We start from the raw sequence: 19,947 nt of genomic DNA, 5'->3' as shown, positions 1-19,947 counted from the left end.
GGCGATGCCGCCCTTTCGTCATCTGTTCTAGAATGGAGGGGATGAGCCTGTCCCTCCGACCCGTGCTGATGGGCGCCTTTGCCGCCGCCCTCCTGGCCGCCCTGGCCGGAGGGGCCTGGCATTTCCTGCGCCGCCCGCCCGTCCCCCTGACGGAGGAGGTGCTGCCCCTCCCGCCCGAATCGCCGCGCCTGGACGACAGCCCGGAATATCTTCGCTGCCTGGACCAGATCCCCGACGATCCGCAGGGGGCGCTGGCCTTCGCCGAGGCCTGGCAAGACCGCGCCGGAACAAGCAACGGGTCGCGCCATTGCCAGGCCCTGGCCCTGCTGGCCCTGGGCGATGGCGAGAGGGCCGGCCCCCGGCTGGAGGCGCTGGCCGGGCAAACCGGGTTCAACAACACCGCCCGCGCCGTGCTCTATGGGCAGGCGGGGCAGGCCTGGATGGCCATCGGCGATGCCAGCCGCGCCTATGCCGCCACGACCCTGGGCCTCGCCCTGGCTCCGGACAGCGCCGACCTGCTGGTGGACCGCGCCCTGGCCTCCGGCAGCCTCGGACGCTACGCCGATTCCCTGGCCGATGCCACGCGGGCCACGGAGCTGGACCCGGACCGCCCGGATGCCTGGGTCTTTCGCGCCGCCGCCCTGCGCCATCTCGACCTGCCGCAGGAGGCTCTCCACGCCATCGACCGGGCGCTGACCATCGAGTCCGACAATGCCGAGGCACTCCTGGAACGCGGCATCCTGCGGCAGTTGAACGGGGACCTGGAGGGTGCGCGGGAAGACTGGGAGAGCGTGATCCAATCCGCCCCGGACAGTGCGGCCGCCGATCTGGCGCAGCAGAACCTGGCGCTCAGCGAGGCGGGCCCGAAGCGGCGCTAGCTCAGGTCGAGACCGTGGCGACCGAGCCGCCATCCACCCGGTAGTTCGCGCCGTTCACGAAGCTGGCGAGGTCGGAGCAGAGGAAGGCGATGGCGGCCGCGACCTCCTCCGGCCTGCCGCGGCGCGCGAGTTCCAGGGTGGGGCGCTCCTCCTTGAGGAAGCTCTGCACAGCCTCCTCGAAGGAGGTGCCGTTCTTCCTGGCCCGCTTCTCCATCATGGCATCGGTCATCGGTGTCTCGATATAGGCGGGGGAGACGCTGTTCACGAGGACACCCTGCTTCGCATAGGTCTTCGAGAGCCCCTTGGTGAGGTTCAGGATCGCCGCCTTGGCCGCGCAATAGGGCAGTTCGTCGGCATAGGGCTGCACCGCATCCTCGGAGCCGATCAGCACCACCCGGCCCCAGCCCCGCTCCGCCATGGCGGGGATGAAGGCCCGGCAGACCCGCACCGCCGCCATGAAATCGACCTCCAGCGCCAGGCGCCAGTCCTCGTCGCCGAGTTCGTGGAAGATGCCTGTCGGGCCGGTGATGCCGGCGGCGTTCACCAGGATGTCCACGGCCCCGAAACGCTCCCGCGCGCCCTTTGCCAGGGCCTCCACCTGTTCCGGCTTCGTCAGGTCGGCGGCGATGGCGAGGACCTCGCCGGACAGCCCCGCCGCGGCCTTTTTCAGCGAGGCGGCGTCCTTGTCGGACAGCACGACCTTCGCCCCGTCGCGGAGCAGGAAGCGCGCCGTTTCCAGCCCGATGCCGGAATCGCCGCCGGTGACGACCGCGACACGATCCTTGATCCCGAGTTCCATCGTGCCGCCACCTTCCGCCTTGTGCGGAAGGCAAGACGTCCGGCGGCGGGGCCGGTTGCCCCTGCCGCCGGCGCTGTCACGGGGTTTTCAGCGCGGGCGGCTGGCGCCGCTCAGAAATCCAGGTCGTCGTAATGTTCCGGTGGCGCCACGCCGCTGATCCGCTCGGCCAGGATCGGGCGGAAGGACGGGCGCGACTTGATGCGCGCGTACCAGTCCTTGGCGGCGTCGGAGAGCGTCCAGTCCACGTCGCCGATGTAGTCCAGCGCCGAGAGGTGCGCGGCCGCCGTCAGGTCCGCCAGCGACAGGCTGCTGCCCGCCAGCCAGCTCCGCGTCTCGGCCAGCCAGCCAAGATATTCCAGGTGGCCCTTGATGTTGGCGTAGCCGGCGCGCAGGGCGGGCCCGTCCGGGTTGCCCCGCTGCAGCATGCGCTTGAACTGCTTCTCGTAGAGCAGGTTGCGCGTCACCTCGTCGTTGAACTTGCCGTCGAACCAGGCGACCAGCCGGCGCACCTCGGCGCGTTCGGCATGGGTGCGGCCAAGCAGCGGGGTCTCGGGATAGGCCTCGTCCAGGTACTCGCAGATCACATAGGAATCCGCGAGGACCAGCCCGTTCTCCTCCTCCAGCACCGGCACCATGCCGGCGGGGTTGAGGTCGAGGAATTCCGGCCGGCGTTCCCAGACGCGCTCCAGCCGCAGCTCGAAGGGAATCCGCTTCTCCGCCAGGGCCAGTCGGACCTTGCGGCAATGGGGCGAGAGGGGAAGGTGATACAGGACGCGCACGACGCTGCCATTACGGCAGGAGGGCGGCGGCGCCAACCGTCTAAACAGAGTTTTACCGTTGTTGATTCGGGCGGCCTTGTCGCCCGCGGCCAGGGCATGAAGGCGGCATGACGGGGCGGACATGATCCGCCCCGCCAGGACTCCCCGGACCGCGGTTCCGGCGGCCTATTCGGCCGCCGCCGCGACCTCACGCATCGGGCGCGACAGGAGCTTCGCGTAATCCTTCGGCACGATGTGCCAGAAGGCGTTCCGCTCCACCGCCCAGTCGTTGAGCAGCCGCGCCGCGAGGCGCGAGCCGGTCTCCCTGGCATGGCGCGCGATGGTTTCGCGCAGCACGCCTTCCCAATGGGCCGACTCCAGCCGCCCCCAGAGCAGCGTCTCCGGGTTCAGGCGGCGCTCGAAAGTGGCATCCGCATCCCAGACGAAGGCCATGCCGCCGGTGAAGCCCGCGCCGAAATTGTCGCCCACGGGCCCGAGGATCACCACCGTGCCGCCGGTCATGTACTCGCAGCCATTGGCGCCGACACCCTCGACCACCGTGGTGGCGCCGGAATTGCGGACGGCGAAGCGCTCGCCCGCCTGACCCGCGGCATAGAGCTCGCCCGCCGTCGCGCCGTAGAGGCAGGTGTTCCCGACGATGCTGTTCTCGTGCCAGACGAGGTTCACGTTGTTGCCCGGCCGCACCACGATGGTGCCGCCCGACAGCCCCTTGCCGACATAGTCGTTGGCGTCGCCGCGAACCTCCAGCTTCAGCCCCTGCACCGCGAAGGCGCCGAGCGACTGGCCGGCGGAGCCGCGCAGCCGCACCGTCAGGTGCCCCGGCTGCAGCCCGGTCATGCCGAACTGCCGCACGATGCGCGAGGAGGTCTTGGTGCCGATGGCGCGGTGCGTGTTCCGGATGTTGTACTGGAGCTGCATCTTCTCGCCACGCTCGAAGAGCGGCATCGCGTCGCGGATCATGTCCGCGTCCAGCGTTTCCGGCACATCGTTGCGGCCCTCGATGGTGCAGTAGGGCTTCTCGCCGCCGGAATCGGCCTTCACCAGCAGCGGGTTCAGGTCGAGGTCGTCGAGGTCCTCGGCGCCGCGCGAGACCTGCTTCAGCAGGTCGGTGCGGCCGATCACCTCCTCCAGCTTGCGGAAGCCGAGCGAGGCCAGGATCTCGCGCACCTCCTCCGCGATGAAGGAGAAGAGGTTGATCACCTTCTCCGGCGTGCCGGTGAACTTCTCCCGCAGCGCCTCGTCCTGCGTGCAGACGCCGACCGGACAGGTGTTGCTGTGGCACTGCCGCACCATGATGCAGCCCATGGCCACGAGGCTCGCCGTGCCGATGCCGAACTCCTCGGCGCCCAGCATGGCGGCCATCACCACGTCGCGCCCGGTCTTGAGCCCGCCATCGGTGCGCAGCTTCACCCGGTGGCGCAGCCGGTTGAGCTGGAGCACCTGGTGCGTCTCGGTCAGCCCCATCTCCCAAGGCAGGCCGGCATACTTGATCGAGGTGACCGGCGAGGCCCCGGTGCCGCCGGAATGGCCGGAGACCAGGATCGCATCCGCCTTGGCCTTGGCCACGCCCGCCGCGATGGTGCCGATGCCCGAACGCGCCACCAGCTTCACGCAGACCGAGGCATCCGGGTTGATCTGCTTCAGGTCGTAGATGAGCTGCGCCAGATCCTCGATCGAGTAGATGTCGTGGTGCGGCGGCGGGGAGATCAGCGTCACGCCCGGCGTGGAATGCCGCAGCCTGCCGATCAGCTCCGTCACCTTGAAGCCCGGGAGCTGCCCGCCCTCGCCCGGCTTGGCGCCCTGGGCCACCTTGATCTCGATCTCGCGGCAGTTGTTCAGGTATTCCGCCGTGACGCCGAAGCGCCCGGAGGCCACCTGCTTGATCGCCGAGGAGGCGTTGTCGCCATTGGCGCGCGGCCTGGCGCGGGAGGCGTCCTCGCCGCCCTCCCCGCTGTCGGAGCGCGCCCCGATGCGGTTCATGGCGATGGAGAGCGTCTCGTGCGCCTCCAGGCTCAGCGCGCCGAGGGAGATGCCGGGCGCCAGCAGGCGCTTGCGGATCTCGGTGACGCTCTCGACCTCCTCCAGCGCGACCGGCTTCGCGACATCGGTGCGGAAGTCCAGCAGGTCGCGCAGCGCGACCGGCGGCAGGCGCCGCACCGCCTCGCTGTAGCGCTTGAAGGTCTGGTAGTTCTCCGTGTCCACCGCCTTCTGCAAGGTGTGGATCAGGGAGCCGTCGAAGGCATGGGCCTCGCCCCGGCGGCGCAGCTTGTAGAGCCCGCCCACCGGCAGCGTCACCGCATCGGCGTTCCAGGCTGTCCTGTGCAGCGCCAGGATGCGCCGGGCGATGCCGGACAGGCCGATGCCCGAGATGCGCGACTGCATGCCGGGGAAGAATTCCGCCACCAGCGAGCGCGACAGCCCGATGGCCTCGAAGTTCATGCCGCCGCGGTAGGAGGAGAGCACGCCGATGCCCATCTTGGACATGATCTTCAGCAGGCCCTTGTCCACCGCCTTGCGGTAGCGCGCCACGCAGTCGGTCAGGCTGAGCTCGCCCAGCAGGCCGCGGCGGTGCCGGTCGGCGATGCTGTCCTGCGCCAGATAGGCGTTCACCGTGGTGGCGCCGGCGCCGATCAGCACGGCGAAGTTGTGCACGTCCACGCATTCGGCCGAGCGCACGTTCAGCGAGCAGAAGGTCCGCAGCGAGTTGCGCACCAGATGCGTGTGCACCGCGCCGACCGCCAGGATCATCGGGATCACGCAGCGGTCCGGCCCCTGGGCCTCGTCGGTCAGGATCACATGGGCGCAGCCGGAGCGCACGCCCTCCTCCGCCTCGCGCCGGATGCGGTCGATGGCGTGGCGCAGGCCCGCCTCCCCTTCCGCCGCCGGGAAGGTGCAGTCCACCGAGGTGGCACTGGTGCCCATATAGGCCCGCATCGCGTCGAACTCGGCATTGGACAGCACGGGGCTGTCCAGCATCAGCATGTCGAGCTGGGTCGGATCCTCGTCGAGGATGTTGCCCAGGTTGCCGAGGCGCGTCTTGATCGTCATCACCCGCGTTTCGCGCAGGCTGTCGATCGGCGGGTTGGTGACCTGCGAGAAGGTTTGCCGGAAGTAGTGGTGCAGGCCGCGATACTGCTGCGACAGCACCGCCACGGGCGTGTCGTCGCCCATCGAGCCGATCGCCTCGGCGGCATCCTCCACCATCGGGTGCAGGATCTGCTCCAGCTCCTCCAGCGTGTAGCCGACCGAGAGCTGGCGGCGGCGCAGCGCCTCCACCGGCGGGGCCTCAGGCTCATGCTGGTCGGCGCGCACGATGCCGTCGATGCGGGTGGTGCGGCTGACCCACTCGCCGAAGGGCTTGCGGGCGGCCAGCATGTCCTTCATCTCGGCATCGCTGAAGAACCTCGCATGGTCGAGATCGACGCCGATGCACTGGCCGGGGCCGACGCGGCCCTTGGCCATCACCCGGTCGTCGGGGATCTTCACCATGCCCGTCTCGGAGCCGACGAAGAGCAGCTTGTCCGACGTCACCGTGTAGCGCAGCGGGCGCAGCCCGTTGCGGTCCAGCCCGGCCACCACCCAGCGCCCGTCCGTGCCGCAGACCGCGGCCGGCCCGTCCCAGGGCTCCATCACCGCGTTGCAGTAGAGGAACAGGTCGCGATGCGCCTCCGGCATGGTGGCGTTGCTGCTGACGCTTTCGGGGATCAGCATGGACTTCACCATCGGCGCGTCGCGCCCGGCCCGGACCAGCAGCTCGAAGACGTTGTCGAGCGTCGCCGTGTCGGAACCGCCGGCCTGCACGACCGGCTTGATGTCCTCCATGTACGGGTCGAGCAGCGGATGGGCGAGCCGCGTCTCGTGGCTCTTCATCCAGTTGATGTTGCCGTGGACGGTGTTGATCTCGCCGTTATGCGCGATCATGCGGAAGGGCTGCGCCAGCCGCCAGGTCGGGAAGGTGTTGGTGGAGTAGCGCTGGTGGAAGATGGCGAAGCGCGAGACGAAGCGCTCGTCCAGCAGGTCCGGGTAGAACTGCGTCAGGCTCTCCGCCAGGAACATGCCCTTGTAGATCAGCGAGCGGCAGGAGAGCGAGCACAGGTACAGCTCCGGCACCTGGGCCGCGATGGCCTGCTTCTCGATGCGGCGGCGGATCACGTAGAGGTCGCGCTCCATCAGCGCTGGCTCGCGGTTCTCCGGGTCCCAGATCAGGATCTGCTCGATCTCGGGGCGCGTCGCATTGGCCTTCTCGCCGATGCAGGAGACGTCGATCGGCACCTGCCGCCAGCCATAGATGTTGTAGCCGGCGTTCAGGATCTCGACCTCGACGATCTGGCGGCAGCGCTCCTGCGCGCCGAAATCCGTCTTGGGCAGGAAGACCATGCCGACGCCGATGGGGCCCGGGCGCAGCCGGTCGCCGCCCCGCTCCACCGCCTCGGCGAAGAAGTCCTGCGGGATCTCGATATGGATGCCGGCGCCGTCGCCGGTCTTGCCGTCCGCATCCACCGCGCCGCGGTGCCAGACGGCGCGCAGCGCGTCGATGCCGGCCTGCACCACCTCCCGCCGCGCCACGCCGTCCAGCGCGGCGACCATGCCGACGCCGCAGGCGTCGTGCTCGGTGACATCGACATGCGCCGCCTGCGTCAGGCGCGCGGCCTCCACCGGATAGGCGGCGGCGAAGGCGGAGCCGCTCTCGATCATCTTCTCGCTCATCGTCCCGATCCCTTCCCCGCCCCTCACTCCGCCGCCTGGGCGACGGCCGACTGCTTCTCGTGCCAGTGCTCGATCCGGTCGGCGGCGTCGCGCCCGTCGCGGATGCCCCAGACCACCAGGCTGGCGCCGCGCACGATGTCGCCCGCGGCGAAGACGCCGGGGATGCTGGTCATCATCGTGCGGTGGTCCACCTGCAGCGTGCCCCAGCGGGACACGCGCAGCCCGGGCTCGCCGAACATCTCCGGCAGGTCCTCCGGGTCGAAGCCCAGTGCCTTGATCACCAGGTCCGCCGGCTCGGTGTACTCGCTGCCCGGGATGGGCTCGACCTGCTGGCGGCCGGTGGCCTCGGGCAGGCCCAGATGCATGCGCACCGCCTGCACGCCGGTCACCGTGCCGGCCTCGCCCAGGAAGAACTTCGGCGCGGCGAGCCAGGAGAAGCGCACGCCCTCCTCCTCGGCATTCTTCACCTCGCGCATCGAGCCCGGCATGTTCGCCTTGTCGCGGCGGTAGAGGCAGGTGACCGAGGCGGCGCCCTGGCGGATGGAGGTGCGGACGCAGTCCATGGCGGTGTCGCCGCCGCCGATCACCACCACCCGCTTGCCGGCGGCGTTCAGCGCGCCGCTGTCGAATTCCGGCACCGCATCGCCCAGTCCCTGGCGGTTGGAGGCGATCAGGAAGTCCAGCGCCCGCACCACGCCGTTCAGGTCGTTGCCCGGCACCTCCACGTCGCGCGCCCGGTACACGCCGGTGGCGATCAGGATCGCGTCGTGGCGGTCGCGCAGTTCCGCCAGCGAGGCGTCGCGGCCGATCTCGAAGCCCAGCTCGAAGCGGATGCCGGCCTCCTCGAACAGTTTCCAGCGGCGGAGGATGACCTCCTTCTCCAGCTTGAAGTTCGGGATGCCGTAGATCATCAGCCCGCCGACCCGGTCGTGCCGGTCATAGACGGTGACCTGCCAGCCGCGGCGGCGCATCCGCTCGGCGGCCGCGAGGCCGGCCGGGCCAGCGCCGACGATGCCGACCGAGCGTTCCGTTTCCCGCGCCGGGACTGGCGGCTTCACCCAGCCCTTCTCCCAGGCGGTGTCGGTGATGTAGCGCTCCACCGCGCCGATCGTGACGGACTCGAAGCCCTTCTCGATGACGCAGTTGCCTTCGCAGAGCCGGTCCTGCGGGCAGACGCGGCCGCAGACCTCGGGGAAGGTGTTGGTGGCGGCGGAAACCTCGTAGGCCTCCTCCAGCCGGTTCTCCGCCGTCAGCTTCAGCCAGTCGGGGATGTTGTTGTTCAGCGGGCAGTGCACGGAACAGAAGGGCACGCCGCACTGGGAGCAGCGGCTGGATTGCTGCGAAGCGCGCTCCGGATCGAAATCCGCGTAGATCTCGCCGAAATCCCGACGCCGCTCGGCGGCATCGCGCTTTTCGGGCTGCCTTTGCTGCAGGCGCACGAACTGAAGCATGCGTTCGGCCATCGTTGATCCCTCTGCAAGCGGCCGGGCGTCGGACCGGATCATTAAAGGAGGTTTGGCAAGCCTATGGCACGCTCGTCGCGTCTGTGCGAGTGCAAAAAAGGCCAATAGGTCAGTCTATCTGACCCAATAATCTGGAATCTTTGTTGAAAGTAATTATTAATCTCTTTGAATGCTGGAAACTATGTCCGCTTCGGTCATTTCGCGGAAATCAGCCCTTCTGCCGGTGGCGCGAGAGGTAGGATGGCAGGATCGCTTCCAGCGGATGCGGTGCCACCCCGAGTTCCACCAGCCCCGGACAGTGTCCCGACACGATATTGTCGTGCCGCAGAAGCAACAACTGGTCCTCCGTCAATGGCGGGTTGGGCAGGTGGCCCAGGATCTTCGCCTGCAGCTTCGCGATCCCGGCCGGGATCTCCACCACGGGGCGGCGGCGGCCCAGCATCTCCAGCATCTGCTCCATCAGTGACTGGAAGCTGGCCACGCGCGGGCCGCCGAGCTCGTAGGTCTGTCCCGGCGCATCGGGCCGCGTCACCGCCGCTTCGACGGCCGCGGCCACGTCCCCGACATAGACGGGCTGGAACCGCGTCCGCGCGCCTACCAGCGGCAGGATGGGCAGCAGCCGGCTCATCGCGGCGAAGCGGTTGAAGAACGCGTCCTCCGCCCCGAAGACGATCGAGGGCCGCAGGATCGTCGCCCGCGGAAAGGCCGCCCGTACTGCCGCCTCCCCTTCCGCCTTGGAGCGGGCATAGGCGCTGGCGCTGTTGGGGTCCGCCCCGATGGCCGAGACCTGTACCAGCCGGGACACGCCCGCCGCCGCGCTCAGCCGCGCGATCCGCCCGGCCGCCTCCGCATGCACGCGCCGGAAATCCCCGGCCCGGCGTTCCGCCAGGATGCCGATCAGGTTCACCACCACCTCGGCACCCGTGACGGCGCGCGCCACGGCGGCATCGTCGGACAGCGGGACGGACAGGGGCACGACCTGCCCCACCCGGCCCTGCACCATCTGCCGCCGGGCACGGTCGGGATGCCGGCTGGGAATCCGCACCACATAGTCGAGTTGCGCCAGGCGCTGGACGACATGCCGCCCGATGAAACCCGCCCCGCCGAACACCGTGGCCACCCGTCGCGTCGTCATGCCGGCTCCTTCTTGTTTGCGTTCCTTAAGAGAGATGGAACGCCCCGGGCGGAGGCAAGGACGGGCTCCGCGCGGCAGGCTCCCGGGAGGGTGCCGAAAGCGTCCTTCCCCCGCTTGACGCCATGGTCACGGGACCGTAAGAGCGGCGCCACACCGCACCGAATTGCCCAGGTGGCGGAATTGGTAGACGCGCTGGCTTCAGGTGCCAGTGACCGCAAGGTTGTGAAGGTTCGAGTCCTTTCCTGGGCACCATGGTTGCTGACCCGCCGGATCGAAGATCCGGTTCCGGCGGGAGACTGAGAGGATCGAGGTCACCTGCCCAGGTGGCGGAATTGGTAGACGCGCTGGCTTCAGGTGCCAGTGACCGCAAGGTTGTGAAGGTTCGAGTCCTTTCCTGGGCACCACGTCTCCCGCCCGATCCAGCCCCCTCCCCCATGCCGCGGTGACGCCGCCCCAGCCCGTACGGTTCCGCTCGCCAGGGGCCGGCTCTTCCTCCAGGCTGCCGGACGAACGCGCCGGCCGGAATCCGACTGCCGCCGAGGCCCGCACCCATGGGAAACACCATCTTCATGTCCGACCGCCGGATCCACCTGCACCGGCACGACCTGCCGCCCGACCTCGACCTCGGGCCCGTGGTGGCGGTGGATACGGAGACGATGGGCCTCGACCCCCGGCGCGACCGCCTCTGCCTGGTGCAGCTCTCCGCCGGGGACGGCTCGGCCCATTGCGTGCAGATCGTTCCTGAAGCCCTGGGCGGCCGGGGCGGTGACTGCCCCAACCTGCGTGCCCTGCTGGCCGACCCGGCGCGAATCAAGCTGTTCCACTTCGCCCGCTTCGATGTCGCCATCCTCCAGGCCGCGCTGGGGGTGGAGGTCGCGCCGGTGCGCTGCACCAAGATCGCCTCCCGCCTCGTGCGCACCTTCACCGACCGCCACGGGCTCAAGGAACTGTGCCGGGAGCTGCTGGGGGTGGAGATCTCGAAGCAGCAGCAGTCCAGCGACTGGGGGGCGGCGGAACTCAGCACGGAGCAGTTGCAGTACGCTGCCTCGGATGTGCTGTACCTGCACGCCTTGTGGGCGCGGCTGGAGGCCCTGCTGATCCGTGAGGGGCGCCTGGACCTGGCGGAGGCCTGCTTCCGCTTTCTGCCCACCCGGGGGCGGCTGGACCTGATGGGCTATGCGGAGCCCGATATCTTCGCGCACTGAGGAGCGGGGTCCAGTCCGGCGGCGGCGACTGGCACGATTCTTGATGCGGAAAGTGACTCCGCGTTGACCGCTTGGCGCCGGGGCACCATAACGGGCCGGTGAACGCCTCTTTCCAAGATCCGGACCTCGCCGCGGGACGCCGCGTGCTGGAGATCGAGGCGGCGGGCCTTTCCGCCCTCGCCTCGTCGCTCGACCAACGTTTCCGCGATGCCGTCGCCCTGCTCGCCCGCACCACGGGCCGCGTGGTGGTGACGGGCATGGGCAAGTCCGGCCATGTCGGGCGCAAGATCGCCGCGACCTTCGCCTCCACCGGCACGCCCAGCCAGTTCGTGCATCCGGCCGAGGCCTCGCACGGGGATCTGGGCATGGTCGTGGCCGGGGATTCGGTGCTCGCCATCTCCAATGGCGGGGAAACCGCCGAGCTGTCCGACGTGCTGGCCCATAGCCGCCGCTTCGGCCTGCCGCTGATCGCCATCACAGGCCGGGCCGAAAGCACCCTGGCCCGGACCGCCGATGTCGCGCTGGTCCTCCCGCCGGTGCCGGAGGCCTGCCCGCTCGGCCTCGCCCCCACCACCTCCACCACGCTGCAGCTCGCCCTGGGCGACGCGCTCGCGGTGGCGCTGCTGGAACGGCGGGGCTTCACCGCCGCCGACTTCCGCGTCTTCCACCCCGGCGGCAAGCTGGGCGCCCAGCTTCGCCGGGTGCGGGAGGTGATGCACCCGGACATGCCCCTGGCCCCGCCCGGCCTGCCGATGCGCCAGGCGCTGGTGGACATGACCGCCAAGCGCTTCGGCTGCCTGGGCATTGTCGAGGATGGCCGCCTGGTCGGGATCATCACCGATGGCGACCTGCGCCGCGCCCTGGATGCCAAGGCGGAGGACGCCCATCCCGGCAGCCTGCTGGACCGCACCGCCGCCGAGGTGATGACCCGCGGCCCGCGCACCATCGGGCCGGATGCCCTGGCGGCCGAGGCGCTGCGGATCATGAACGAGCGCAGCATCACCAGCCTCTTCGTGGTGGAGCCGGACGGCCGCCCCGGCGGCATCCTGCACATCCACGACCTGCTGCGGCTGGGGGTCGCTTGAGCGGCGCCGCCGGCAAGCCCAAGCCCCCGCCGCCCGTCCCGGGGGGCGGGGAGCGGGAGGCTCACGACATGCTGCTGCCCTCCCGGGCCCGTCGCCACTACTCGCGCGGCGCCATGCTGCGCCGGCGCTGGTCGGTGCGGGCGGCGAAGTTCCTGCTGCCCCTCGGCGCGCTGTCGTTGCTGGCGGCCATCGCCCTGTGGCCGGAGATCGACCGCACCACCGACCAGGCGCGCCTGTCCTTCCGCCGCATCGCGCAGAACGCCGCCGACACGATCCGCGTGGTGCAGCCGCGCTACCAGGGCGTCGATTCGCAGAACCGGCCCTTCAACGTCACCGCCGCCGACGCCACCCAGACCGCGCAGGACGCGCCGATCATGCTGGAGAAGCCGCGCGCCGACCTGATGCTGAGCGGCGGCGGATGGGTGCTGCTCGAATCCGACAGCGGCCGCTACGACAAGGCCAAGGACCTTCTGGACCTCTGGGGGAACGTGACTCTCTGGAACGACAACGGCACGACCCTGAAGACCGAGGTCGCGCATATCCAGCTCAAGCTCGGCGAAGCCGCAGGAGACCGCCCCGTGGCGGCGCAGGGCTCCTTCGGCACGCTGACCGGCGACGGGTTCATCCTCAAGGACAAGGGGGCGGACATCACCTTCACCGGCAACACCCACGCCATGCTGGAGGGCAACCAGTGACCCCCCTGCCTCCCATCGCCGCACGGCGCCCGCGCCGGGTCGGCCTGCCGTCATCCCTCGCCCTCGCGGTCCTGCTCGGGGGCCTGGCTTCGCCTGGCGCCCGGGCGCAGCCGGTGGACATGACCAAGGGCGGCCCGGTCGAGGTCACCTCCACCAACGGCATCGAATGGCGGCAGGCGGAGCAGGTCGTCATCGCCACCGGCAATGCCAAGGCGGTGCGCGACGGCGTGACGCTCACGGCGGACCGGCTGGTCGCGCGCTACCGCAACCGCGCGGGACAGGCGAATGGCGACGGCGCCGCGCCCGCCCCGGCGGCGGAGCCCGGCGGCGACAGCCCGGCCTCCAACGGCGAGATCTGGCGGCTGGAAGCCGAGGGCAACGTCCATATCGAGACGGAGACCGACCACGCCCAGGGCGACCGCGGCGTCTATGACATGGACCAGGCGGTCATGGTCCTCACCGGCCGCAACCTGCGCCTGACCACGCCGGACGACACCATCACCGCCCGCGACAGCCTGGAATACTGGCCGCAGAAGCGCATGGCGGTGGCGCGCGGCGCGGCGAGCGTGGTGACCAGCGACAACCGCCGCATCGCCGCCGACACGCTGGTCGGCTATTTCCTGGAGCAGGCGCCCGCCGCCACTCCCGCCGCCGCCCCGGCCCGCGCCGCGCCGCAAGGGGGCAACCGGGGCGCCGCCCAGCCGCGCCGGGCACCGGGCGAGGGCTCGAAGCTCGACCGCGTGGAGGTCTTCGGCAATGTCGAGATCCGCACGGAACAGGAGGTCGTGCGCGGCGACCGTGGCGTGTACAGCCCCGTCACCGGCATCGCCCGCCTGCTCGGCAACGTCCGCATCACGCGCGGACAGAACCAGCTGAACGGGTCGGAAGCGATCGTGGACATGCGCAGCGGCCTCGCCCGCCTCGTTTCCGCGCCCGGTGCCCGGGTCCAGGGCCTTGTGGTGCCCCAGTCCGGCGACCAGCCGGGGGGGCAGGGGAACACCCAGGGCGGTGCCCAGCCCGGACAGCCGCAGGGACGTGGACGATGAGCGCGGCGCGGATGGACAACAGCGAGGGGTTGCGACTGGTGCCGGATCAGGGTGGGCTGGTCGCGAAGGGCCTGGGCAAGCGCTACAAGAAGCGCCCTGTGGTGCGCGGCGTCTCGATCAACCTCAAGCGTGGCGAGGCGGTGGGGCTGCTGGGGCCGAACGGCGCCGGCAAGACCACGACCTTCTACATGATGACCGGGCTGGTGCGGCCGGACGAGGGGCAGGTCTTCCTCGACGGCCATGACGTGACGCTGCTGCCGATGTACCGGCGGGCGCGGCTCGGCCTGGGCTACCTGCCGCAGGAGGCCTCGATCTTCCGCGGCCTGTCGGTGGAGGACAACATCCGCGCGGCGCTGGAGGTGGTGGAGCCCAAGCGCGACCGGCGCGAGGAGATGCTCGATGCGCTGCTGGCGGAATTCGGCATCTCCCACCTGCGCCGCGCCCCCGCGCTGGCGCTGTCGGGCGGCGAGCGGCGGCGTTGCGAGATCGCCCGCGCGCTGGCCACGCATCCCGACTACATCCTGTTGGACGAGCCGCTGGCCGGCATCGACCCGATCGCGGTGGGCGAGATCCGCGACCTCGTGAAGCACCTGAAGGATCGCGGGATCGGCGTGCTGATCACCGACCACAACGTGCGCGAGACGCTGGAGATCATCGACCGCGCCTACATCCTGCATGACGGGCAGGTGCTGATGGAAGGCAGCCCGCGCGACATCGTGGAGCATGAGGGCGTGCGCCGCGTCTATCTCGGAGAGCGCTTCAGCCTCTGATGAGCTTCTCCCTCGGCCCACGTCTGGACCTGCGGCACTCCCAGTCCCTGGTGATGACGCCGCAGCTTCGCCAGGCGATCAAGCTGCTGCAGTCCTCCAATCTCGAGGTCGTGGCCTTTGTCGAGGAGGAGCTGGAGCGTAACCCGCTGCTGGAGCGGGACGAGACGGAATCCGCGCCGGCGCCGGAACCCGAGGCGGCTGTGCCGCCGGTGGATTTCCCGTCCGCCACGGCGGATGTGCATATCGACCTGCACGACACGCAGAATCTCTACGAGGCCACGGAGTTGCCGGGGCCGGTGCGCGGCCAGGCGTCCGGCTTCGAGGATGACGAGCGCAGCATCGACGAGTTGGCGCGCGAACACCCGCGTTCGCTGCGGGAGGAGCTGGCGGAGCAGGCGCGGCTGACCTTCGGCGATGCGGCGGAGCGGTTGATCGCCGGGCAGCTCATCGCGCTGCTCGACCCTGCCGGGCGGATGCTGGCCGCCGACGCCGCCATCGCCGCGGCGATGGGCTGCGCCGAGGAGACGGTGGCCATGGTGCGCCGCCGCATGCAGCGCTTCGAGCCGGTCGGACTCTTCTGCCACAGCCTCGCGGAATGCCTCGCGGCGCAGCTCGCGGAGAAGAACCGGCTCGATCCCGCGATGCAGGCGCTGCTGGACAACCTGGAACTGCTGGCACGGCGCGACCTGGGCGCGCTGATCCGGGTCTGCGGCGTCGATGCCGCCGATCTCGCCGAGATGGTCGCGGAGATCCGCCGCCTCGATCCCAAGCCCGGTGCCGCCTATGACGACACCCCGGCCCCCACCCTGGTGCCGGATGTGCTGATGCGCCGCGCACCGGACGAAGGCTGGGTGCTGGAGCTGAATCCCGAGACCCTGCCACGCATCCTCGTCAACCGCGGCTTCCACGCCCAGGCCCATACCGCCGCCCGCAACAGGGAGGAACGCGCCTATCTGGCGGAGCGGCTGCAGAGCGCCAACTGGCTGGTGAAGTCGCTGGAGCAGCGGGCCAACACCATCCTGAAGGTCGCGGCCGAGATCGTGCGGCGGCAGGACGCCTTCTTCCGCCACGGCATCACGCATCTCCGCCCCCTGATCCTGCGCGACGTTGCGGAGGCGGTGGAGATGCACGAGAGCACAGTCTCCCGCGTCACCGCCAACAAGTACATCGCGACGCCGCGCGGCAGCTTCGAGCTGAAGTTCTTCTTCACCACCGCGATTGCCGGCACCGCCGGGGAAACCTTTTCGGCCGAGGCGATCCGCCACCGCATCCGCGGCATGATCGATGCGGAGCATCCGGAGGAGATCCTTTCCGATGACGCGATCGTGGACCGGCTGCGCGCGGAAGGGGTGGACATCGCCCGCAGAACCGTGGCCAAATACCGGGACGCGTTGCGCATACCCAGTTCGGTGCAACGCAAGCGGGAAAAGGCCGTCCCGGCCTTCTGAACGCGCCGGGACGGGTCCTCCTGCGACAAGCAGAGGAGGTTTGCTCCGAAATGCACATCATGGTTTCTGGGAAGCAGGTCGAAACCGGGGATGCCCTGAAGGTCCATGTGGCCGAGGGGCTGGAAGTCATCGCCCGCAAGTATTCGGACCGTGCCCTTGAGGCAAACGTCACCTTCAGCAAGGATCGCAGCTTCTTCGTCTGCGACATCAACCTCCATGCCGGCCGTGGCCTTTCCGTGCAGGCCGAGGGCGAGGGCACGGATGCCCATCGCGCCTTCCAGGACGCCGCCACCAAGATGGCCAAGCGTCTGCGCCGCCACCGCCGCCGCGTGAACGAACACGCGCGTTGCCAGGCGGCGGAGCGCAAGCCGGAACCCGGCGCCACGGATGCCGTCGCGCTCGTCTGAGCGCCAGACCACATCCGATAAAAACAATCACACAGAAAAGCGTTCAGGCGGGGCTTCTTCGGAAGCCCCTATTTTTGTGCGGCGCATCGCGTGATGCGAGTACAGCGGCCCACCATGAAGGCAAAGAAAAGGCGGAACGCCGGGGGCGCTCCGCCTTGGTGAGCCTTCGCCGGCCAGCGGCCGCCATCAAGAAGGGCGGCCCCATCGCCGCGCCACCTCATGGCAGCGGGAGCGTCTGGCGTTTCAGGTTCAGTGGACCAGGACCGGTTCCATCTCGTTCTGGATAATGGCGGCGATCGCGAGATCAGCGTTCGGGGCGGCGCCGATCGGCGTGCCGTCGGCGGAATGAATGGCCACCGCCTTCACCCCATCCACCACGACCGGGCGGATATAGGCGATCTGTTCGCGGCCGAAGCTGGCCCAGTCGGCGGGGGACAGGCCCTTCAGGACCGTGGTTTCGCGGGCTTCGCGAGATTCGTTCATGGCAACACTCCTGGGCGCTTCCCTGACTTTTCTGGCGAAGCGGCCCTCTGCTGGTGGCCTGATCTCCCAACGCGGGGGAACCGCGAGGGTTCAGCACATCGCTGCAGGCCTGTGTCGGACGCGTCCCGGTTCGGCGGGATCAGTCCTGGTCGGACGCCACAGGCCGCCCGGCGCCGTTGATGCGGATCGTCCTCACCCGGGTTTCCGGCTGGGGGCGGCGCAGATCGACGTGGAGCAACCCGTTGTCGAGCCAGGCGCCCTCGACCTCGATCCCTTCGGCCAGCACGAAGGCGCGCTGGAACTGCCGGGATGCGATGCCGCGATGGAGGAAGATGCGCCCCTCTCCCTCCTCCTTCTGGCGCCCCCGGATGACGAGCTGGTTGTCCTCCTGGGTGATCTGGAGATCCTCCATGGAGAAGCCGGCCACGGCCAGGGTGATCCGCAGCCTTTCGGCGGCGGTCTGCTCGATGTTGTAGGGGGGATAGCCCTCGGCGTTCTTCTGCACCCGGTCGAGCATCTGCTCGAGATGGTCGAAGCCGAGAAACAGCGGCGATCCGAAGACGGACGAACGGGACACGGTCTGGTGCCTCCTCGTGGATGAGCGAGACGCGCGGAGCCGGCCCGAAGCACCGGCCCGCGATGCACAATGTCGTGCGTCCGCTCCCCGCTTGCAAGGCGGGCCGCCCAGATCCTTGTCCCGCCTTGCCCGGCCCCGCCGGGGCGGACGCCGGGGAGACCTGCGGCCGGCGGACGTTGCGCCGCCGGCGCCGCATGGCTAGATGCCGGGCATCATGGCGAACGACGCCCCTCCCCTGCCCATCCTCCTGATCCCCGATCCCCGCCTGCGTGCCCGGACCCGCCCGGTCGGGCCGGTCGACGCCGGCAAGGTCCGTGACCTGTCCGACCGCATGCTCGATGCCATGTACAAGGCGCCGGGCATCGGCCTGGCGGCGCCGCAGGTTGGCGAGAGCCTGCGCCTGATCGTCGTGGACCTGCAGCCCGACGACACGCGCCAGCCCTATGTGATGGTGAATCCCGAGATCGTGGAGGCCAGCCGCGAGGTGGCACTGCGGGAGGAAGGCTGCCTGTCCATCCCGAACCAGTATGCCGAGGTGGAGCGCCCGGCAGTGGTGAAGGTCCGCTGGCAGGACCTGGAAGGGGCGCGGCGGGAGATCACCGCCGAGGGGCTGATGGCCGCCTGCCTGCAGCACGAGATCGACCACCTGAACGGCGTGCTCTTCATCGACCACCTCTCCCCCTTGAAGCGCAACATGCTGCTGCGGCGCTTCAACAAGGATCAGAAGAACAGGCAGCGCGAGGACTGAGCCCCATGGCCCCGCCGATGCGCCTCGCCTTCATGGGCAGCCCGGATTTCGCCGTGCCGGCCCTGCGCGCCCTGGTCGCGGCGGGCCATGAGGTGGCGGCGGTCTATGCCCAGCCGCCCCGCCCCGCCGGGCGCGGGCAGCGGGAGACCCCCTGCCCCGTCCACCGCGCGGCGCTGGAACTCGGCCTGCCGGTGCGGAACCCCGCCCGCCTGCGGCGCGACACGGCGGAGCACGAGACCTTCCGCGCGCTGGACCTCGATGCCGCCGTGGTCGCGGCCTATGGGCTGATCCTGCCGAAGCCGATCCTGGAGGCCCCGCGGCGCGGCTGCCTGAACATCCATGCCTCGCTGCTGCCGCGCTGGCGGGGCGCGGCGCCGATCCATGCCGCCGTGCTGGCGGGTGATGCGGAGACCGGCATCACCATCATGCAGATGGACGAAGGGCTGGACACCGGCGCCATGCTGCTGCGCGAGGCCACACCGATCGGCCCGCGCGATACCACCGCCGTGCTGCACGACCGGCTGGCGGAGATCGGGGCCCGGCTGGTGCTGCGGGCGCTGGCGGAGAACCCCGTCCCGGTGCCGCAGCCGGCAGAGGGCATGACCTATGCCCCGAAACTGGCCAAGGCCGATTCGCGGCTCGACTGGCGCGAGGATGCGGCGGCGCTGGACCGGCGGGTGCGGGCCATGACGCCCTGGCCCGGCACGCAGTTCGAGGCCGGGGGCGATGCGATCCGCGTGCTGGCGGCGGAACCCGCCGGCACCGCCGATGCAGCGCCCGGAACGGTGCTCGACACCCTGCCCCGCATTGCCTGCGGCGGCAGCACCGCGCTGCGCCTGCTGCGGCTCCAGCGCCCGGGCCGCGCGCCGATGGAGGCCGATGCCTTCCTGCGCGGCTATGCCCTGACGCCCGGCACGGTGCTGCCCCTTCCGCCGGACGCCTGAACCGTGCCGAACTACGCGCTTCGGGTGGAGTATGACGGCACCCCCTTCGCCGGCTGGCAGCGGCAGGACGGGCTGCCCAGCGTGCAGCAGGTGATCGAGGAGGCCGCCTTCTCCCTGAACGGCGGTGCGGCGGTCACGGCCCAGTGCGCCGGGCGCACCGATTCCGGCGTGCATGCCGAGGGGCAGGTCGTCAGCCTGCACCTCGCCGCCGATCTGGCGCCGGAGCGGCTGCGGGAGGCGATCAACTTCCATTCCCGCCCGCAGCCGGTGGCAGTGATCGCCGCGGCCCGGGTGGCGGAGGACTGGAACGCCCGCTTCTCCGCCCGGCACCGCGGCTACCGCTACCGCATCCTGAACCGCCCGGCGCGCCCGGCCCTGGACGAGAACCGCGTCTGGCATGTCCCCCGCCGCCTGGATGCGGAGGCAATGCACGCGGCGGCGCAGGCCCTGCTGGGGCGGCACGATTTCTCCGCCTTCCGGGCCAGCTCCTGCCAGGCGAAGGACGCGATCCGCACGCTGGACCGGCTGGACGTGATGCGGCAGGGGGACGAGATCCTCGTCGTGGCGGAAGCGCGATCCTTCCTGCACCACCAGATCCGCAACCTCGTCGGCACGCTCTACGAGGTCGGGATGGGCCGCCGCCCGGCGAACTGGCCCCGTGCCCTGCTGGAAGGCCGGGACCGCCGCAAGGCCGGGCAGACCGCCCCGCCCACCGGCCTCTGCTTCACCTTCGTCCGCTACGACCCCGAGCCGGACTGGCGCTGACGCCCTTTCCGGT

At 70.1% G+C, this 19,947-nt stretch carries 18 protein-coding genes and 2 tRNA genes; 13 read left to right on the top strand and 7 right to left on the bottom strand.

What is annotated here, in order from left to right; genetic code table 11:
- Window positions 1-41: 41 nt before the first annotated feature.
- Window positions 42-878, top strand: a complete 837-nt coding sequence (locus BT98_RS0112435; protein ID WP_019461430.1) for a tetratricopeptide repeat protein — start codon at window positions 42-44, stop codon at window positions 876-878.
- 1 nt (window position 879) lies between these two features.
- Here the strand turns inward: BT98_RS0112435 and BT98_RS0112430 are convergent, their stop codons facing one another.
- The 5 genes from BT98_RS0112430 to BT98_RS0112410 form a co-directional block, all read right to left on the bottom strand.
- Entirely contained in the window at window positions 880-1,677 is a 798-nt protein-coding gene (locus tag BT98_RS0112430; RefSeq protein WP_019461429.1) for an SDR family NAD(P)-dependent oxidoreductase, read from the bottom strand.
- Window positions 1,678-1,787: 110 nt separating this feature from the next.
- On the bottom strand, window positions 1,788-2,456 hold the full coding sequence (gene fzlA, locus BT98_RS0112425; protein ID WP_019461428.1) for an FtsZ-binding protein FzlA: 669 nt from the start codon (window positions 2,454-2,456) through the stop codon (window positions 1,788-1,790).
- Between the two features lie 165 nt (window positions 2,457-2,621).
- Window positions 2,622-7,163: a glutamate synthase large subunit gene (gene gltB / locus BT98_RS0112420; RefSeq protein ID WP_019461427.1), complete on the bottom strand. Its 4,542-nt coding sequence runs from the start codon at window positions 7,161-7,163 to the stop codon at window positions 2,622-2,624.
- 23 nt (window positions 7,164-7,186) lie between these two features.
- Entirely contained in the window at window positions 7,187-8,626 is a 1,440-nt protein-coding gene (locus tag BT98_RS0112415) for an NAD(P)-dependent oxidoreductase (protein WP_019461426.1), read from the bottom strand.
- 208 nt (window positions 8,627-8,834) lie between these two features.
- Window positions 8,835-9,761, bottom strand: a complete 927-nt coding sequence (locus BT98_RS0112410; protein WP_019461425.1) for a complex I NDUFA9 subunit family protein — start codon at window positions 9,759-9,761, stop codon at window positions 8,835-8,837.
- A gap of 165 nt (window positions 9,762-9,926) precedes the next feature.
- Here BT98_RS0112410 and BT98_RS0112405 point away from each other — a divergent pair.
- From BT98_RS0112405 to hpf, 9 genes are all read left to right on the top strand, one after another.
- A tRNA-Leu gene (locus BT98_RS0112405) sits at window positions 9,927-10,013 on the top strand.
- A gap of 65 nt (window positions 10,014-10,078) precedes the next feature.
- Window positions 10,079-10,165: transfer RNA gene (locus BT98_RS0112400), tRNA-Leu, on the top strand.
- A gap of 147 nt (window positions 10,166-10,312) precedes the next feature.
- Window positions 10,313-10,966 (top strand): ribonuclease D, encoded by a 654-nt coding sequence (locus BT98_RS0112395; protein ID WP_019461424.1) that lies wholly within the window; start codon window positions 10,313-10,315, stop codon window positions 10,964-10,966.
- 98 nt (window positions 10,967-11,064) lie between these two features.
- On the top strand, window positions 11,065-12,051 hold the full coding sequence (locus BT98_RS0112390) for a KpsF/GutQ family sugar-phosphate isomerase (RefSeq protein ID WP_026033247.1): 987 nt from the start codon (window positions 11,065-11,067) through the stop codon (window positions 12,049-12,051).
- Window positions 12,052-12,119: 68 nt separating this feature from the next.
- The gene (gene lptC, locus BT98_RS0112385) at window positions 12,120-12,746 is read left to right on the top strand and encodes an LPS export ABC transporter periplasmic protein LptC (RefSeq protein ID WP_019461422.1); all 627 of its coding nucleotides are present in this window, start codon (window positions 12,120-12,122) and stop codon (window positions 12,744-12,746) included.
- Window positions 12,743-13,792, top strand: coding sequence for an LptA/OstA family protein (locus BT98_RS0112380; RefSeq protein ID WP_019461421.1), 1,050 nt, complete (start codon window positions 12,743-12,745; stop codon window positions 13,790-13,792). The genes lptC and BT98_RS0112380 overlap by 4 nt, the downstream gene beginning before the upstream one ends.
- The gene (lptB, locus tag BT98_RS0112375) at window positions 13,789-14,562 is read left to right on the top strand and encodes an LPS export ABC transporter ATP-binding protein (protein ID WP_019461420.1); all 774 of its coding nucleotides are present in this window, start codon (window positions 13,789-13,791) and stop codon (window positions 14,560-14,562) included. The genes BT98_RS0112380 and lptB overlap by 4 nt, the downstream gene beginning before the upstream one ends.
- Window positions 14,562-16,010: an RNA polymerase factor sigma-54 gene (rpoN, locus tag BT98_RS0112370; protein ID WP_019461419.1), complete on the top strand. Its 1,449-nt coding sequence runs from the start codon at window positions 14,562-14,564 to the stop codon at window positions 16,008-16,010. Before lptB ends, rpoN begins: the two co-directional genes overlap by 1 nt.
- Window positions 16,011-16,069: 59 nt before the next feature.
- Entirely contained in the window at window positions 16,070-16,417 is a 348-nt protein-coding gene (gene hpf, locus BT98_RS24235) for a ribosome hibernation-promoting factor, HPF/YfiA family (protein ID WP_237719376.1), read from the top strand.
- A gap of 249 nt (window positions 16,418-16,666) precedes the next feature.
- Here hpf and BT98_RS0112360 read toward each other — a convergent pair whose 3' ends face one another.
- A complete protein-coding gene (locus BT98_RS0112360; protein WP_019461417.1) occupies window positions 16,667-16,900 on the bottom strand; it encodes a DUF1150 family protein in 234 nt (77 codons plus the stop codon).
- A gap of 139 nt (window positions 16,901-17,039) precedes the next feature.
- Entirely contained in the window at window positions 17,040-17,477 is a 438-nt protein-coding gene (locus BT98_RS0112355; RefSeq protein ID WP_019461416.1) for an Hsp20 family protein, read from the bottom strand.
- Window positions 17,478-17,691: 214 nt separating this feature from the next.
- On the opposite strand from BT98_RS0112355, the gene def reads away from it, so the two are divergent.
- The 3 genes from def to truA are packed head-to-tail and all read left to right on the top strand — an operon-like array spanning window position 17,692 to window position 19,934.
- Entirely contained in the window at window positions 17,692-18,225 is a 534-nt protein-coding gene (def, locus tag BT98_RS0112350) for a peptide deformylase (RefSeq protein ID WP_237719375.1), read from the top strand.
- A 17-nt stretch (window positions 18,226-18,242) separates the two neighbouring features.
- Window positions 18,243-19,169 (top strand): methionyl-tRNA formyltransferase, encoded by a 927-nt coding sequence (gene fmt / locus BT98_RS27800; RefSeq protein WP_026033246.1) that lies wholly within the window; start codon window positions 18,243-18,245, stop codon window positions 19,167-19,169.
- A 3-nt stretch (window positions 19,170-19,172) separates the two neighbouring features.
- Window positions 19,173-19,934 carry a tRNA pseudouridine(38-40) synthase TruA gene (gene truA, locus BT98_RS27795; protein ID WP_019461413.1) on the top strand — a complete coding sequence of 254 codons (762 nt, stop codon included), beginning with the start codon at window positions 19,173-19,175 and terminating at the stop codon, window positions 19,932-19,934.
- Window positions 19,935-19,947 lie beyond the last annotated feature (13 nt).

It is taken from the genome of Roseomonas mucosa ATCC BAA-692 (assembly GCF_000622225.1).
Lineage (GTDB): Bacteria > Pseudomonadota > Alphaproteobacteria > Acetobacterales > Acetobacteraceae > Roseomonas > Roseomonas mucosa.
The sequence above is the reverse complement of the archived record's forward strand: the minus strand, read 5'-3'. Positions and strand labels throughout refer to the sequence as shown.

What these genes read in the sequence shown, in the direction of transcription:
- BT98_RS0112435 (WP_019461430.1), top strand. Translation starts at nt 42, where the DNA reads ATGAGCCTGTCCCTCCGACCCGTGCTGATGGGCGCCTTTGCCGCCGCC.
- BT98_RS0112430 (WP_019461429.1), bottom strand. Translation starts at nt 1,677, where the DNA reads ATGGAACTCGGGATCAAGGATCGTGTCGCGGTCGTCACCGGCGGCGAT.
- gltB (WP_019461427.1), bottom strand. Translation starts at nt 7,163, where the DNA reads ATGAGCGAGAAGATGATCGAGAGCGGCTCCGCCTTCGCCGCCGCCTAT.
- BT98_RS0112415 (WP_019461426.1), bottom strand. Translation starts at nt 8,626, where the DNA reads ATGGCCGAACGCATGCTTCAGTTCGTGCGCCTGCAGCAAAGGCAGCCC.
- BT98_RS0112410 (WP_019461425.1), bottom strand. Translation starts at nt 9,761, where the DNA reads ATGACGACGCGACGGGTGGCCACGGTGTTCGGCGGGGCGGGTTTCATC.
- BT98_RS0112395 (WP_019461424.1), top strand. Translation starts at nt 10,313, where the DNA reads ATGGGAAACACCATCTTCATGTCCGACCGCCGGATCCACCTGCACCGG.
- lptC (WP_019461422.1), top strand. Translation starts at nt 12,120, where the DNA reads ATGCTGCTGCCCTCCCGGGCCCGTCGCCACTACTCGCGCGGCGCCATG.
- lptB (WP_019461420.1), top strand. Translation starts at nt 13,789, where the DNA reads ATGAGCGCGGCGCGGATGGACAACAGCGAGGGGTTGCGACTGGTGCCG.
- rpoN (WP_019461419.1), top strand. Translation starts at nt 14,562, where the DNA reads ATGAGCTTCTCCCTCGGCCCACGTCTGGACCTGCGGCACTCCCAGTCC.
- hpf (WP_237719376.1), top strand. Translation starts at nt 16,070, where the DNA reads ATGGTTTCTGGGAAGCAGGTCGAAACCGGGGATGCCCTGAAGGTCCAT.
- BT98_RS0112360 (WP_019461417.1), bottom strand. Translation starts at nt 16,900, where the DNA reads ATGAACGAATCTCGCGAAGCCCGCGAAACCACGGTCCTGAAGGGCCTG.
- def (WP_237719375.1), top strand. Translation starts at nt 17,692, where the DNA reads ATGGCGAACGACGCCCCTCCCCTGCCCATCCTCCTGATCCCCGATCCC.
- fmt (WP_026033246.1), top strand. Translation starts at nt 18,243, where the DNA reads ATGCGCCTCGCCTTCATGGGCAGCCCGGATTTCGCCGTGCCGGCCCTG.